This is a genomic window from Streptomyces sp. NPDC050743 (assembly GCF_044456925.1).
GTDB lineage: Bacteria > Actinomycetota > Actinomycetes > Streptomycetales > Streptomycetaceae > Streptomyces.
In genome coordinates this window covers 1-12,665 of the sequence record NZ_JBITGJ010000075.1, presented here as the reverse complement: position 1 = coordinate 12,665, position 12,665 = coordinate 1, and the positions used below count along the sequence as shown (strand labels likewise).

At 72.6% G+C, this 12,665-nt stretch carries 13 protein-coding genes; 11 read left to right on the top strand and 2 right to left on the bottom strand.

Annotated elements, in window-relative coordinates:
• The first annotated feature begins 14 nt into the window (after nt 1–14).
• The 10 genes from ACIBJF_RS40195 to ACIBJF_RS40150 all read left to right on the top strand — a co-directional run bounded on the left by ACIBJF_RS40195 (nt 15) and on the right by ACIBJF_RS40150 (nt 9,791).
• Nucleotides 15–815 carry a ThuA domain-containing protein gene (locus ACIBJF_RS40195; RefSeq protein WP_399181581.1) on the top strand — a complete coding sequence of 267 codons (801 nt, stop codon included), beginning with the start codon at nt 15–17 and terminating at the stop codon, nt 813–815.
• Between the two features lie 103 nt (nt 816–918).
• On the top strand, nt 919–1,476 hold the full coding sequence (locus ACIBJF_RS40190) for a hypothetical protein (protein ID WP_399181579.1): 558 nt from the start codon (nt 919–921) through the stop codon (nt 1,474–1,476).
• A 74-nt stretch (nt 1,477–1,550) separates the two neighbouring features.
• On the top strand, nt 1,551–2,717 hold the full coding sequence (locus ACIBJF_RS40185; RefSeq protein WP_399181577.1) for an inositol-3-phosphate synthase: 1,167 nt from the start codon (nt 1,551–1,553) through the stop codon (nt 2,715–2,717).
• An 89-nt stretch (nt 2,718–2,806) separates the two neighbouring features.
• On the top strand, nt 2,807–3,721 hold the full coding sequence (locus ACIBJF_RS40180; protein ID WP_399181575.1) for an SCO3242 family prenyltransferase: 915 nt from the start codon (nt 2,807–2,809) through the stop codon (nt 3,719–3,721).
• Nucleotides 3,718–4,617, top strand: a complete 900-nt coding sequence (locus ACIBJF_RS40175) for a sugar phosphate isomerase/epimerase family protein (RefSeq protein ID WP_399181573.1) — start codon at nt 3,718–3,720, stop codon at nt 4,615–4,617. The genes ACIBJF_RS40180 and ACIBJF_RS40175 overlap by 4 nt, the downstream gene beginning before the upstream one ends.
• Nucleotides 4,614–5,306 carry an EboA domain-containing protein gene (locus ACIBJF_RS40170; protein ID WP_399181571.1) on the top strand — a complete coding sequence of 231 codons (693 nt, stop codon included), beginning with the start codon at nt 4,614–4,616 and terminating at the stop codon, nt 5,304–5,306. The genes ACIBJF_RS40175 and ACIBJF_RS40170 overlap by 4 nt, the downstream gene beginning before the upstream one ends.
• Nucleotides 5,306–6,172, top strand: a complete 867-nt coding sequence (locus ACIBJF_RS40165; RefSeq protein ID WP_399181569.1) for a TatD family hydrolase — start codon at nt 5,306–5,308, stop codon at nt 6,170–6,172. Before ACIBJF_RS40170 ends, ACIBJF_RS40165 begins: the two co-directional genes overlap by 1 nt.
• A 2-nt stretch (nt 6,173–6,174) precedes the next feature.
• Nucleotides 6,175–7,341, top strand: coding sequence for a metabolite traffic protein EboE (eboE, locus tag ACIBJF_RS40160; protein ID WP_399181568.1), 1,167 nt, complete (start codon nt 6,175–6,177; stop codon nt 7,339–7,341).
• The gene (locus ACIBJF_RS40155) at nt 7,338–8,735 is read left to right on the top strand and encodes an alkaline phosphatase family protein (RefSeq protein WP_399181566.1); all 1,398 of its coding nucleotides are present in this window, start codon (nt 7,338–7,340) and stop codon (nt 8,733–8,735) included. Before eboE ends, ACIBJF_RS40155 begins: the two co-directional genes overlap by 4 nt.
• Nucleotides 8,736–8,783: 48 nt before the next feature.
• Nucleotides 8,784–9,791 carry a sugar phosphate isomerase/epimerase family protein gene (locus tag ACIBJF_RS40150; protein ID WP_399181564.1) on the top strand — a complete coding sequence of 336 codons (1,008 nt, stop codon included), beginning with the start codon at nt 8,784–8,786 and terminating at the stop codon, nt 9,789–9,791.
• 107 nt (nt 9,792–9,898) lie between these two features.
• Here ACIBJF_RS40150 and ACIBJF_RS40145 read toward each other — a convergent pair whose 3' ends face one another.
• Nucleotides 9,899–10,951, bottom strand: a complete 1,053-nt coding sequence (locus tag ACIBJF_RS40145; protein ID WP_399181563.1) for a LacI family DNA-binding transcriptional regulator — start codon at nt 10,949–10,951, stop codon at nt 9,899–9,901.
• 256 nt (nt 10,952–11,207) lie between these two features.
• On the opposite strand from ACIBJF_RS40145, the gene ACIBJF_RS40140 reads away from it, so the two are divergent.
• Nucleotides 11,208–12,101 carry a substrate-binding domain-containing protein gene (locus ACIBJF_RS40140; RefSeq protein WP_399181561.1) on the top strand — a complete coding sequence of 298 codons (894 nt, stop codon included), beginning with the start codon at nt 11,208–11,210 and terminating at the stop codon, nt 12,099–12,101.
• Between the two features lie 91 nt (nt 12,102–12,192).
• Here the strand turns inward: ACIBJF_RS40140 and tnpA are convergent, their stop codons facing one another.
• Nucleotides 12,193–12,609 (bottom strand): IS200/IS605 family transposase, encoded by a 417-nt coding sequence (gene tnpA / locus ACIBJF_RS40135; RefSeq protein WP_399181606.1) that lies wholly within the window; start codon nt 12,607–12,609, stop codon nt 12,193–12,195.
• Nucleotides 12,610–12,665 lie beyond the last annotated feature (56 nt).

The window sequence follows — 12,665 nt, the reverse complement described above, 5'->3', positions numbered from 1 at the left end:
CGAAAGGTTTGATGATGTCCCGCACAGGTATCGTCGCGCTGCTCTCGGCAGCCGCTCTGGCCCTGCCCCTCGCCGCCACGAGCGCCGCCACCGCACACGCCGCGACACCGGCGTTCAAGGTGCTGGTGTTCTCCAAGACCACCGGCTACCGGCACGCCTCCATCCCCGACGGCGTCGCGGCGATCGAGAAGCTCGGCCAGGACAACGGCTTCGCGGTCGACGCGACCGAGGACGCCACCCAGTTCAACGACGCCAACCTGGCCAAGTACCAGACGGTCGTCTTCCTCTCCACCACGGGCGACCCCTTGGACCAGCAGTCCGAGAAGGACGCCTTCCAGCGCTACATCGAGCACGGTGGCGGCTACGTCGGCATCCACGCCGCCGCCGACTCCGGCTACACCTGGGCCTGGTACGGCGGCCTGGTCGGCGCGTACTTCAAGGACCACCCGTCGATCCAGCAGGCGACCGTGAACGTCGCGGGTCAGGGCACCGCGGCCACCAGGGACCTGCCCAACCGCTGGATCCGCACCGACGAGTGGTACAACTACCAGTCCAATCCCCGTGCCGACGTGCGCGTCCTGGCCACGCTGGACGAGCGGACGTACAACCCGGTCGGCTACAACGGCGGCTCGATGGGCGCCGACCACCCCATCTCCTGGTGCCACCCCTACGACGGCGGCCGCTCCTTCTACACCGGCCTGGGCCACACCTCGGAGAGCTACACCGAGCCGCGGTTCCTGTCGCACATCCTCGGCGGCATCGAGATGACGGCCGGCGCGGCGAAGTTCAACTGCGACCCGGACAGCACCGACTGACCGGCGCCGACGCACCCCGGCGTGCCCGCCGTCCGAGCGGGCGCGCCGGGCACGCGGTTCCCGCCCACCCGCACGTCGGCGCAGCACAGCGAAAGGACCCACCTTGCCGTCGTCAACGACCGCCCGCCGCCGCACGGCAGCGGTGAACCCGGACGCCACCCGCCACGGGCTGCCCACCGGCACCGGCACCGGGCTCGGGCCCGTCCAGCCGGCGGGCCCGGTGGCGGTTGTGGTGACGGCAGGGCGTACGGCCTCCACCGGACCGGCGGCCCGGCAATTCGCCGACCGTGTCCGCGCCCAGGACGCCGCCCGCGACCCCCGGCAGGCCAAGGCGCTCACCGCACAGGCGAGGGGCGTCGCGGCGCGGCCGGCTCCGGTGTTCCGGCAGATGGCCGCCGCGGCCATGCCCGCGCTCGACAGCGCCGTGGACTCCCACCGGCCAGGACTCACGGCGCCCGACCCCCTGGCGCAGCAGCTCACCGCCGCGGCGGCCTCGCAGCGGCACCGGGCCGTCGACGTCCGGTCGATCGAGGCCACCGAACCCGACGCCATCGACATCGACGCCGGGCCGGGTCACCAGCACGTCTTCCTGCGGATGACCCCCGACGGCCAGGCCCTGACCACCCCGGACGACCGGCCGGAGGGGAGCGGACGCAGGTGACCGGGGACGGCGACAACGACAGCGAGGAACGAGGCGGCCGGGCGCGACCGCGTCCGGCCGACGGAGGTGACGACATGTCAGATCAACGCAGTCGTACGGGCATATGGCTGGCGGGCGCGCGCGGTTCGGTGGCCACCACGGTCATCGCCGGCACGGCCGCTCTCCGGGCGGGGCTGACCGGACCGACCGGGTGCGTCACCGAGCAGCCGGGCTTCCCCGACGCCGGCCTGCCCGCCGTGTCCGACCTGGTCTTCGGCGGGCACGACGTGGCCTGCACGCCACTGCCGAAGCGGGCCGAGCAGCTGGTCGCGGCCGGCGTGCTGCCCCACGGGCTGCCCGCTCTCGTCCACGACGACCTGGCCGCCGCCGACGCCGAGATACGCCCCGCCCCCCTCCCGGACGCGGACATGAGCCGCCTGGACGCCGTGGAAGCGACACGGGCCGACATCGACGCCTTCCGCGAGCGGCACGGCCTCGCACGGGTGGTCGTCGTCAACGTGTCCTCGACCGAACCGGTCCTGACGCCGCACCCGGCGCACACCTCGGCGGGGGCCCTGCGCGCCGCGCTCGCCGCCGGCGAGGACGTGCTGCCGCCCAGCTCCCAGTACGCCCTGGCGGCGATCACGGCCGGATGCGCCCACGTCGACTTCACTCCGTCCACCGGCATGCGGATCCCGGCACTGCGGGAACTGGCCGAGGAAGCCGGACTGCCGTACGCCGGGAACGACGGCAAGACCGGGGAGACCCTGCTCAAAGCGACCCTCGGGCCGATGTTCGCCGCCCGGGGCCTGCGGGTACGCAGCTGGTCCGGCACCAACCTGCTCGGCGGCGGCGACGGCGAGACGCTCGCCGATCCGGCCGCGATGGCCAGCAAGGCGGCCTCCAAGCAGCGGGTGCTCGACAAGACGCTGGGACACCCCGTCGAGGGCGAGGTCCACATCGACTACGTGCCCTCCCTCGGCGACTGGAAGACCGCCTGGGACCACGTGACGTTCGAGGGGTTCCTGGGCGTGCGGATGAATCTCCAGTTCACCTGGGCCGGTTGCGACTCGGCACTGGCCGCGCCCCTGGTGCTCGACCTCGCCCGGCTGACGGCCCGGGCCCAGGAGCGGGGCATCTGCGGTCCCCTCGGCGAGCTGGCCTTCTTCTTCAAGGACCCCGTCGGCACCGACGAGCACGCCGTGATGACCCAGTACGAGACGCTGCGGACCTTCGCCGCCGGGCTCGGGGACCGGCGGTGACGCGCCCGCCCGTGCTCCGGTCCGGCCCGGACCCCGTCCGGAGGGGAGACGGGGACGCAGGACCGGCCGGGATCGCGCGCCGCGGATCGGTGGCCCCGGCACCCGCCGGGGCCGCGACGACGCCAGGCCGCCGCCTGCGCGACCTCGCCGAACTCGTGCGCGCCCCGGCAGCGTTCACCGTGCCGGGGGACGTCCTGGCCGGGGCGGCCGCCGCGGGCCGCCGCCCCGGCCTGGCCGTGGCCGGCCTGGCCGCCTCCTCGGTCTGCCTGTACTGGGCCGGGATGGCCCTCAACGACTGGGCCGACCGCGATCTCGACGCGGTGGAACGCCCCGAACGGCCGATCCCCTCCGGCCGGGTGGCCGCACCCGTCGCCCTGGGCACCGCCACGGCCCTGACCGCGGCCGCCCTCGGCCTGGCCGCGCTCGCCGACGGCCGTCGCGCGCTGACGGTCGCCGTGCCGCTCGCGGCGACCGTCTGGGCCTACGACCTGTGGGCCAAGTCCCGTCCGGTGGGCCCCGCGGTGATGGCGGCCGCCCGGGGACTCGACGTCCTGCTCGGTGCCCGCGCGGGCCGGCTGCGGCCCGCCCTCCCGGCGGCCGCGACCGTCGCCGGGCACACCCTCGCCGTCACCGCTCTCAGCCGCGCCGAGGTCACGGGCGCGGAACCGCGCCTGCCCGGGGCGACCCTCGCCGCCACCGGCGCCGTCGCCGCCGCGACGGCACTCCGCGCCCGCCCGGCCCGGCAGGGCACCGGCCGCCGGAGCCGACTGGCCGTCGCGGGCGGGCTCGCCGTCTACGGCGCGACGGCCGGCCGCGCCCAGGCGCACGCCGTCGCCGATCCTTCGCCGGCCAAGGTCCGCAGGGCCGTCGGCGCGGGAATCCTCGGCCTGATCCCGCTGCAGGCCGCGCTCACCGCGGGCACGGGCGCGATGCGCTCCGCCCTGCCGCTCGCCGCGGCCTTTCCGCTCGCCCGGGCCCTGTCGAGGAGGGTGTCCCCGACATGACCGCATCCCGCCACGACGGCAACACGCCCCCCGAGCCCGTCCTGCGCTACGGGTTCGGCACCAACGGCTTCGCCAACCACCGACTGGAGGACGCGCTCACCATCATCGCCGGACTCGGCTACGACGGAGTGGCCCTCACCCTCGACCACCACCACCTCGATCCCTTCGCGCCCGGCCTGGCCGCACGGACGACGGCCCTCGCCCGGCGGCTGGACCGACTCGGGCTCAGCGTGGTGATCGAGACCGGAGCCCGCTATCTGCTCGACCCCTGGCACAAGCACGAGCCCACCCTGCTCACGACCGAAGGACGCGCACACAGGGTGGATTTCCTGCGCCGGGCGGTGGCCGTCGGCGCCGACCTCGGCGCGCAGGCCGTCTCCTTCTGGGCGGGCGTCCGGCCCGCCCGGCTCGACCCGCGGACAGCCTGGGACCGGCTGCTCGCCGGATGCGCGGAAGTCGTCGAGGCGGCGGACAAGGCGGGCGTCCCGCTGGGCTTCGAACCGGAACCGGGGATGCTCGTGGAGACCCTCGACGAATACACCAGACTGGCCGCGGCGCTCGGCGACCCGGCGCCGTTCGGCCTGACCCTCGACATCGGCCACTGCCGCTGCCTGGAGCCGCACCCGGTGCCCGAGTGCGTGCGCCGGGCCGGGAACCGGCTGGTCAACGTACAGATCGACGACATGCGCCGGGGCACCCACGAGCACCTGGAGTTCGGCAGCGGCGAGATCGACTTCCCGCCCGTGCTCGACGCCCTCGACGAGGTCGGCTACCGCGGGCTGGTCGCCGTCGAGCTGCCCCGGCACAGCCATGACGCCCCGGGGGTGGCCCGCCGCTCCCTGGACTTCCTGCGGTCGCGCGACCCCGCGGTCCGTCGCGAGGAGGAGATGGCATGACACCCGACGACCTCAGAACCGCCCTGACCGACCGGATGACCGAGAAGGGCTGGAAGTGGCTCACCGGTGCGTGCGCCTCGGTGGCCGCCGACCCCGCGGTCATCGGCGGCCTGTTCCCGCTGGCCGGACGCCGATGCGGACGTGTCCGGCTGGACCCCGGCGACCCGTACGGCTGGACGGTGGACGACGCGGCCCGCTGCCTCCTGCTGGCCGCGCTGCCGCTGACCGGCACCCCGTTGCTGGAGCGGATCGGGGCGCTCTACCGGACCGGTGACGCGGCCGAACGGCGTGCCGTGCTGCGCGCCCTGCCCCTGCTGCCCGTCGGCGACGGCGCGCTGCCCCTGGTGCGCGACGCCCTGCGCACCAACGACACACGGCTGATCGCGGCCGCCCTCGGCGACTACGCGACCGACCACCTGGACGCGGAAACCTACCGCCAGGGCGTGCTCAAGTGCGTCTTCACCGGCATCCCCCTGACCGCGCTGCCGGGCCTGCCCGGCCGGGCGGACGCGGAAACAGCCCGCATGATGGCCGCGTTCGCCCACGAGCGGACCGCGGCGGGCCGCGAGGTGCCCGCCGACATCGGACCGATCCTCGCGCTCTTCCCGGACGTACCGGTGCCCGGCCCCGGGGACCTGGAACCCGTCCCGACCGCGACCACCGACCGCCGAAGCCACCGGGAGGCGTGATGCGCATCTTCGACCCGCACATCCACATGACCTCGCGCACCACCGACGACTACGAGGCGATGCACGCGGCCGGCGTACGCGCCCTGGTGGAGCCCGCGTTCTGGCTCGGCCAGCCGCGCACCTCCGTCGGCAGCTTCCTGGACTACTTCGACTCCCTCATCGGCTGGGAGCCGTTCCGCGCCGCCCAGTTCGGCATCCGCCACCACTGCACCATCGCCCTCAACCCCAAGGAGGCCAACGACCCGCGCTGTACGGAGGTGCTCCAGCACCTCCCGCGCTATCTGCTCAAGGACGGCGTGGTCGCCGTCGGCGAGATCGGCTACGACTCGATGACGCCCGAGGAGGACGAGGCGTTCGCCGCCCAGCTGCAGCTCGCCGTGACCCACGACCTGCCGGCGCTGGTCCACACACCGCACCGCGACAAGGCGGCGGGCGTCGACCGCACCCTCGCCGTGGTGAAGGAATCGGGCATCGCCCCGGAACGGGTCCTCGTCGACCACCTCAACGAAGTGACGGTACGTCAGGTCACCGACTCGGGCTGCTGGATGGGGTTCTCCATCTACCCCGACACCAAGATGGACGAGCGCCGCATGGTCGCCGTGCTCCGCGAGTTCGGCACCGAGCGCATCCTCGTCAACTCGGCCGCGGACTGGGGCAGGAGCGACCCGCTGAAGACCCGGAAGACCGGGGACGCCATGCTCGCCGCCGGCTTCAGCGCCGACGACGTGGACACCGTCCTGTGGCGCAACCCCGTCGCCTTCTACGGCCAGAGCGGCAAACTGGAGCCGGCCGAGTCGGAGGCGCCCGGCGCCGACGCCACCTACGAGGGCAACTCCGTGCTGCGCGGCGCCCGGGCGGAGGTGTAGCCGTGCGTCTGCTCCACCCCGACGGCACGGTCGTCCACCTCGCGTACTGCACCAACGTCCACCCCGCCGAGGACCTCGACGGGGTGCTCGCCCAACTGGCCCGGCACGCCGAGCCGGTACGCGAGCGGCTGGGCGTGCCCGTCCTCGGCCTGGGCCTGTGGCTGGCCCGCGACGCCGCGGCGGCCCTCGCCGCGGACGACGGCGCGGTCGGCCGGCTCCGCCGAGAGCTGACCGCTCGCGGTCTGGAGGTCGTCACCCTCAACGGCTTCCCCTACCGCGGCTTCCACGACCCCGTCGTCAAGCACGCCGTCTACCGGCCGGACTGGACCACGCCCGACCGGCTGCACTACACCCTCGACCTCGCCCGCGTGCTCGCCGCCCTGCTCCCCGACGACGCCGCGTACGGCAGCGTCTCCACCGTGCCGCTGGGCTGGCGGACCCCGTGGACGGCCCGGCAGGCCGACGAGGCCGCCCGTACGCTCGACACGCTGGCCGGCGGCCTGGCCGCCCTCGCCGCCGGCACGGGCCGCACGATCAAGGTCGGCCTGGAACCCGAGCCGGGCTGTGTCGTCGAGACCTCCGCCGAGGCCGCCCGGCACCTCGCCCGCGTCGACACCGACCGCATCGGCATCTGCCTGGACGCCTGCCATCTGGCGGTCGGCTTCGAGGAGCCGACCGCCGCACTCGCCCGCCTGGACGCGGCCGGACTCACGGTCGTCAAGACCCAGGCGTCCTGCGCCCTGCAGGCCGACGACCCCTCCGATCCGGCGACGCGAGCGGCTCTGGCCGCCTTCACCGAGCCGCGCTTCCTTCACCAGGTCCGCGAGCAGGGCACCCCGCCCCGGGCCGCGGACGACCTCGACGCCGCCCTCGCCGGCGAGCTGCCCGGCCGCGACCCCTGGCGCGTCCACTTCCACGTGCCGCTGCACGCCGACCCGGAGCCCCCGCTGACCACGACCCGACCCGAACTGGAGGCGACCCTCGCCGCCCTGCTCGGCGCGGACACCGCCCGCACCACACACGTGGAGGCCGAGACCTACACCTGGGGGGTGCTCCCCGAGGCCGGCCGCCCGCAGGGCCCCGAGGCCCTCGCCGACGGCATCGCCGCCGAACTCGCCTTCACCCGCGACCACCTGATCGCGCTCGGCCTGAAGGAGGTCGCCCCATGAGCCCCACACCCCTGCTCGTCCTGGACGTGGTGGGCCTCACCCCCCGGCTGCTCGCCCACATGCCCCGGCTGCGCGCCCTGGGCGAGACGGGCTTCGCCGCACGCCTGGACACCGCGTTCCCCGCCGTCACCTGCACCGTGCAGTCCACCCTGCTCACCGGGCAGCCCGCCACCGGCCACGGCATCGTCGGCAACGGCTGGTACTTCCGCGAGCTCGGCGAGGTGCTGCTGTGGCGGCAGCACAACGCCCTCGTCGGCGGGGAGAAGCTGTGGGACGCCGCGCGGCGCTCCCACCCCGGCTACCGCGTCGCCAACATCTGCTGGTGGTACGCCATGGGCGCCGACGTCGACCTCACCGTCACCCCACGCCCCATCTACTACTCCGACGGCCGCAAAGAACCCGACTGCTACACCTACCCCCCACAACTGCACGACGAACTCACCCAAAAGCTGGGCACGTTCCCGCTGTTCACCTACTGGGGACCGACCGCCTCCCTCACCTCCTCCCGGTGGATCGCCGACGCCGCCCGGCACATCCTCGCCGCCCACGCCCCCGACCTCACGCTCGTCTACGTCCCCCACCTCGACTACGACCTCCAGCGCTACGGCCCCGACGACCCCCGCGCCACCGCGGCCGCCGCCGACGTCGACCGGGTCCTCGCCCCACTGCTCGACACCGCCGCAGCGCGCTCGGTCACCGTGGTCGCCCTCTCCGAGTACGGCATCACAGCCGTCTCCAGGGCGGTGGACGTCAACCGCGTCCTGCGCCGAGCCGGACTGCTGCACGTCCACACCCAGGACGGCATGGAATACCTCGACCCGTGGACATCGGCCGCCTTCGCCGTCGCCGACCACCAGATCGCCCACGTCTACGTCGCCGACCCGGCCGACACCGAACGCGTCCGCGAACTGCTGGCCGGCACCGACGACGTGGCCGAGGTGCTCACCGAGGCCGGCAAGAAGGCGTACGGCATCGACCACCCGCGCGCCGGGGACCTCGTCGCGATCGCCGAGCCCGACGCGTGGTTCACCTACTACTACTGGCTCGACGACGACCGCGCCCCGGACTTCGCCCGCCTGGTCGAGATCCACCGCAAACCCGGCTACGACCCGGCCGAGCTGTTCATGGACCCCAAGGACCCCAAGGTCAAACTGCGCGCCGCCGCCGCACTCGCCCGCAAGAAGCTCGGCATGCGCTACCGCATGAGCGTCGTCCCCCTCGACCCGTCCCCCGTACGCGGCAGCCACGGCCGGCTGCCCGACCACCCCGACGACGGCCCGCTGCTGCTGTGCTCCCGACCCGGCGAAGCGCGCGACCACTACGACGCCACCGAGGTCAAGGACCTGCTGCTGCGCCTGGCCGGGCTCCCGCCGAGCGCGTCCCCGACCCCCTGACCGCCGAACCGAGTCACCACAAAGCGACGAACCACCGGAGGAACCGAGATGCCACGCCCGATCACCCTGTTCACCGGTCAGTGGGCCGACATGCCGTTCGAGGAGGTGTGCCGGCTGGCCGCCAAGTGGGGGTACGACGGGTTGGAGATCGCCTGCTGGGGCGACCACTTCGAGGTCGACAAGGCCCTGGCCGACGACGACTACATCCCGCGCCGCCGCGCCCTGCTGGAGAAGTACAACCTGCGCTGCTGGACGCTCTCCTGCCACCTGACGGGCCAGGCCGTGTGCGACCACCCCATCGACGAGCGCCACAAAAACATCCTCCCCGCCCGCATCTGGGGCGACGGCGAGCCGGAGGGCGTACGGCAGCGCGCCGCGCAGGAGGTCAAGGACACCGCCCGCGCCGCCGCCGCGTTCGGCGTGAAGACCGTCGTCGGCTTCACAGGGTCCTCCATCTGGCACACGGTGGCGATGTTCCCGCCGGTCCCGCCGGAGATGATCGAGCGCGGCTACGCGGACTTCGCCGAGCGGTGGAACCCCATCCTCGACGTCTTCGACGAGGTCGGCGTGCGCTTCGCCCACGAGGTCCACCCCTCGGAGATCGCCTACGACTACTGGTCGACGGTGCGCACCCTGGAGGCGATCGGCCACCGCGAGGCGTTCGGGCTCAACTTCGACCCGTCGCACTTCGTCTGGCAGGACCTGGACCCGGTCGGCTTCCTGTGGGACTTCAGGGACCGCATCTATCACGTGGACTGCAAAGAGTCGGTCAAGCGGTTCAACGGCCGCAACGGCCGCCTCGGCTCCCATCTGCCGTGGGGAGACCCGCGCCGCGGCTGGGACTTCGTCTCCACCGGGCACGGCGACGTGCCCTGGGAGGCGTGCTTCCGGATGCTCAACTCGATCGGGTACGACGGGCCGATCTCGGTGGAGTGGGAGGACGCCGGCATGGACCGCCTGGTCGGCGCCCCGGACGCCCTGCGGTTCATCCGCGGGCTCGTGGCGATCGAGCCGTCGGCCCAGTCCTTCGACTCGGCCTTCTCCTCGGGCGACTGACGACCGCCCCCACGCCACCACGACCGCGTCGTCGTGGTGGCGACCCCCTCGGACACCCGCTGAGACCCCTGGTCGCCAGGGGTCTCTCGCATTGCGGGGTGGTTCGCTCAGGCGGCCCCCTCGGCTCGCACCGGCCCGGCCGTGGTCTGCCTGACGTGCAGGGAGCTGCGCAGTACCACGGTGCGCAGCGGCTGGTCCTTCCCGGCGATCCGGTCCAGCAGCAGGCCGGCCGCGGTCCACCCCAGGTCGTAGGAGGGCACCTGGACCGTGGTCAGACCGGGCCGTGTCAGCGGCGCCCAGGGCACTTCGCCGAACGACAGGACCCCGATCTCCGGCGGTTCCAGACCCGCCTCGCGCACCGCCTGCAGCGCCCCGACGGCCATCAGGTTGTTGGCCGCGAAGACCGCGTCCGGTCGCTGCGGCAACGCGAGCAGGTCGGTCATCGCCGTATACCCGCCCTCGACCTTGAAGTCGGCGTGCCGGGTGTAGTCGCGCAGCAGGTCCACGTCCTCGGCCGGAGTGGCCGGATCACCCCGGTCGCCGGCGAGGAACTCCTGGAGCGCGCTGCGGTAGCCGGCGAGCCGTTCCTCGGCGGTGGAGGCGCCCTGCGGGCCGGTGATGCAGGCGATGCGCCGGTAGCCGCGTGCCAGCAGGTGGGCGGTGGCGGCGGCGCTGCCCTCCTCGTTGTCCACCAGCACGGCGTCCACTCCGGCCCCGCGGGGGCGGCGGTCCACCGCGACCACCGGGATGCCGCGGCTCTGCAGGGGGGACACGTCGGTGCGGCCACGGGACGCGGCGGCCACGATGACGCCCGCCATCCGCTCGGCGATCGCGATGTCCAGATAGCGCCGTTCCTTGTCGAGGTTCCCGTCGGTGTTGCACAGCACCACCGAGTAGCTGGTCCGCTGGGCGGCGTCCTCGACGCCGCGGGCCAGCGCCGTGAAGAACGGGTTCTCGATGTCCGGGATGATCAGTCCGATGACGCTGCTGCGCTGCATCCGCAGCGAACGGGCGACCCGGTTGGGGGCGAACCCCAGCTCGGCCGCCGCGCGCCGCACCCGTTCCGCGCGCTCGGCCGTGACGCGGCCCCCGTTCAGGACCCGGGAGACGGTCGCGGGGGAGACCCCGGCGGCCTGGGCCACGTCGTTGATCGTCGTCATAGGTCCTCCGACCTCTTGCCCGACCCGTACAGGACTCTTGACACCCTCGGAGATCAAACCCTACGTTCCCTCTGAAAAGGATTTCAAGGGCCGCCGCCGGGCCAACGGCCGCTGCAAGGCAGACTTGTGAACCATTCTTCCTGTATCAGAGGAGTCTGCTGCGCGTTCTGTTGAAATCGATTTCGGAAACTTGATCTGCCGGGGACGCCCGAAAACCCCTTCCTACTAGGTCACCTGTGCAACGTGGAGGTCCGCAATGGTGCGGATGAACGCGGACGGCCCGGCACGAGCGGCGCACCGCCCGCCCTGCACGTTCGTGGTCGTCTACTGCCAGTCCAGCAACGCCGAGCCGTACCGCGCCCAGCTCAACGAGCAGCTCCAGTACTTCGTCATGAAGTACCCGGACCTGAAGCTGCTGCCCATCACCGACGCGCACCAGGACAGCGCCACCCAGGTGAGCCAGGTGCAGACCTTCATCCAGCAGAAGGTCGACGTCCTGATCCTCTCGCCCAACGAGCTGGCCCCGCTGATCGCCGCGGTGCAGCAGGCGTGCAGCGCGCACATCCCGGTCATCGTCCTGGACCGCACCGTGAACACCGCCTGCTACACGTCCTTCATCGGCGGCGACAACCACAAGATCGGCAAGATGGCCGGTGAGGCCGCGGTGAAGGCCCTGCCGCACGGCGGCAACGTGGCCGAACTGCAGGGCACTCTGTCCGACCAGCCGCAGATCGACCGCGACAAGGGCTTCAGAGACGCCATCGCCGGACACGGCATCACCATCGTGTACCACCAGGAGGCGAAGTGGCTGAAGGCTAACGCCACCGCGATCACGCAGCGTTGGCTCGCTCAGAACAAGAAGATCGACCTCGTCTACGGCGAGAACGACGACATGGCCCTCGGCGCCGTCCTCGCCGCCCACAAGGCCGACGACATCAAGTTCATCGGCATCGACGGCCTCGCCATCCCGACCGGCGGCATCCGCGCCGTCCAGCTCGGCCAGATGTACACCACCTTCATCCACCCGACCGGCGCCCAGGAGGCGGCGGCCACCGCCGAGGCCATCGCACACGGCAAGACCGTCGACAAGAAGCAGGCCCTGCAGACCACTCAGATCACCAAGGACAACGCCGCCGACATCTACCTTTGACTTTGGCAGTGCGCCGCCCTTGGGGGCGGTGGTGAAGGCCATCTCAAGGCCGCTCTGACCCGTACGTGAGCACGGGTTGGCACTGTATGCCTCAGCCCACGGGGCGTTGCTGCCGCTCGATGTACTGCTGTACGACGGTCAGCGGCGCCCCGGCGCAGCTTGCGGCGAAGTACGAGCGGGACCAGAAGTGTCCGCCCCGCAGGTACCGGCGCACGTGCGTGTCGTACTCCCTGCGCAGCAGCCGGGCAGAGACGCCCTTGAGGGAGTTGACCAGCTTGGAGAGCTGGACGTTGGGAGGGTGGTGCACGAGCAGGTGGACATGGTCTTGTTCGCCGTTGAACTGTTTCAGCTCGGCTTCGAAGTCGGTGCACACCTCTCGCATGATCTCCTCGCAGCGCGTCGGCATCTCGTCGGTGAACGCCTTACGCCGGTACTTGGTGACGAACACCAAGTGGACGTGAAGGGTATGGTGATCGTTATGGGCGAACTCGGCCTGGTGAAACGGCAGTTCGGGCACCGTGCCCGACTGGCGCTCAGCCCTGCCGAAATCCGGCTCCTGGACGA

What these genes read in the sequence shown, in the direction of transcription:
- ACIBJF_RS40185 (WP_399181577.1), top strand. Translation starts at nt 1,551, where the DNA reads ATGTCAGATCAACGCAGTCGTACGGGCATATGGCTGGCGGGCGCGCGC.
- ACIBJF_RS40155 (WP_399181566.1), top strand. Translation starts at nt 7,338, where the DNA reads ATGAGCCCCACACCCCTGCTCGTCCTGGACGTGGTGGGCCTCACCCCC.
- ACIBJF_RS40145 (WP_399181563.1), bottom strand. Translation starts at nt 10,951, where the DNA reads ATGACGACGATCAACGACGTGGCCCAGGCCGCCGGGGTCTCCCCCGCG.
- ACIBJF_RS40195 (WP_399181581.1), top strand. Translation starts at nt 15, where the DNA reads ATGTCCCGCACAGGTATCGTCGCGCTGCTCTCGGCAGCCGCTCTGGCC.
- ACIBJF_RS40150 (WP_399181564.1), top strand. Translation starts at nt 8,784, where the DNA reads ATGCCACGCCCGATCACCCTGTTCACCGGTCAGTGGGCCGACATGCCG.
- ACIBJF_RS40140 (WP_399181561.1), top strand. Translation starts at nt 11,208, where the DNA reads ATGGTGCGGATGAACGCGGACGGCCCGGCACGAGCGGCGCACCGCCCG.
- ACIBJF_RS40175 (WP_399181573.1), top strand. Translation starts at nt 3,718, where the DNA reads ATGACCGCATCCCGCCACGACGGCAACACGCCCCCCGAGCCCGTCCTG.
- ACIBJF_RS40170 (WP_399181571.1), top strand. Translation starts at nt 4,614, where the DNA reads ATGACACCCGACGACCTCAGAACCGCCCTGACCGACCGGATGACCGAG.
- ACIBJF_RS40165 (WP_399181569.1), top strand. Translation starts at nt 5,306, where the DNA reads ATGCGCATCTTCGACCCGCACATCCACATGACCTCGCGCACCACCGAC.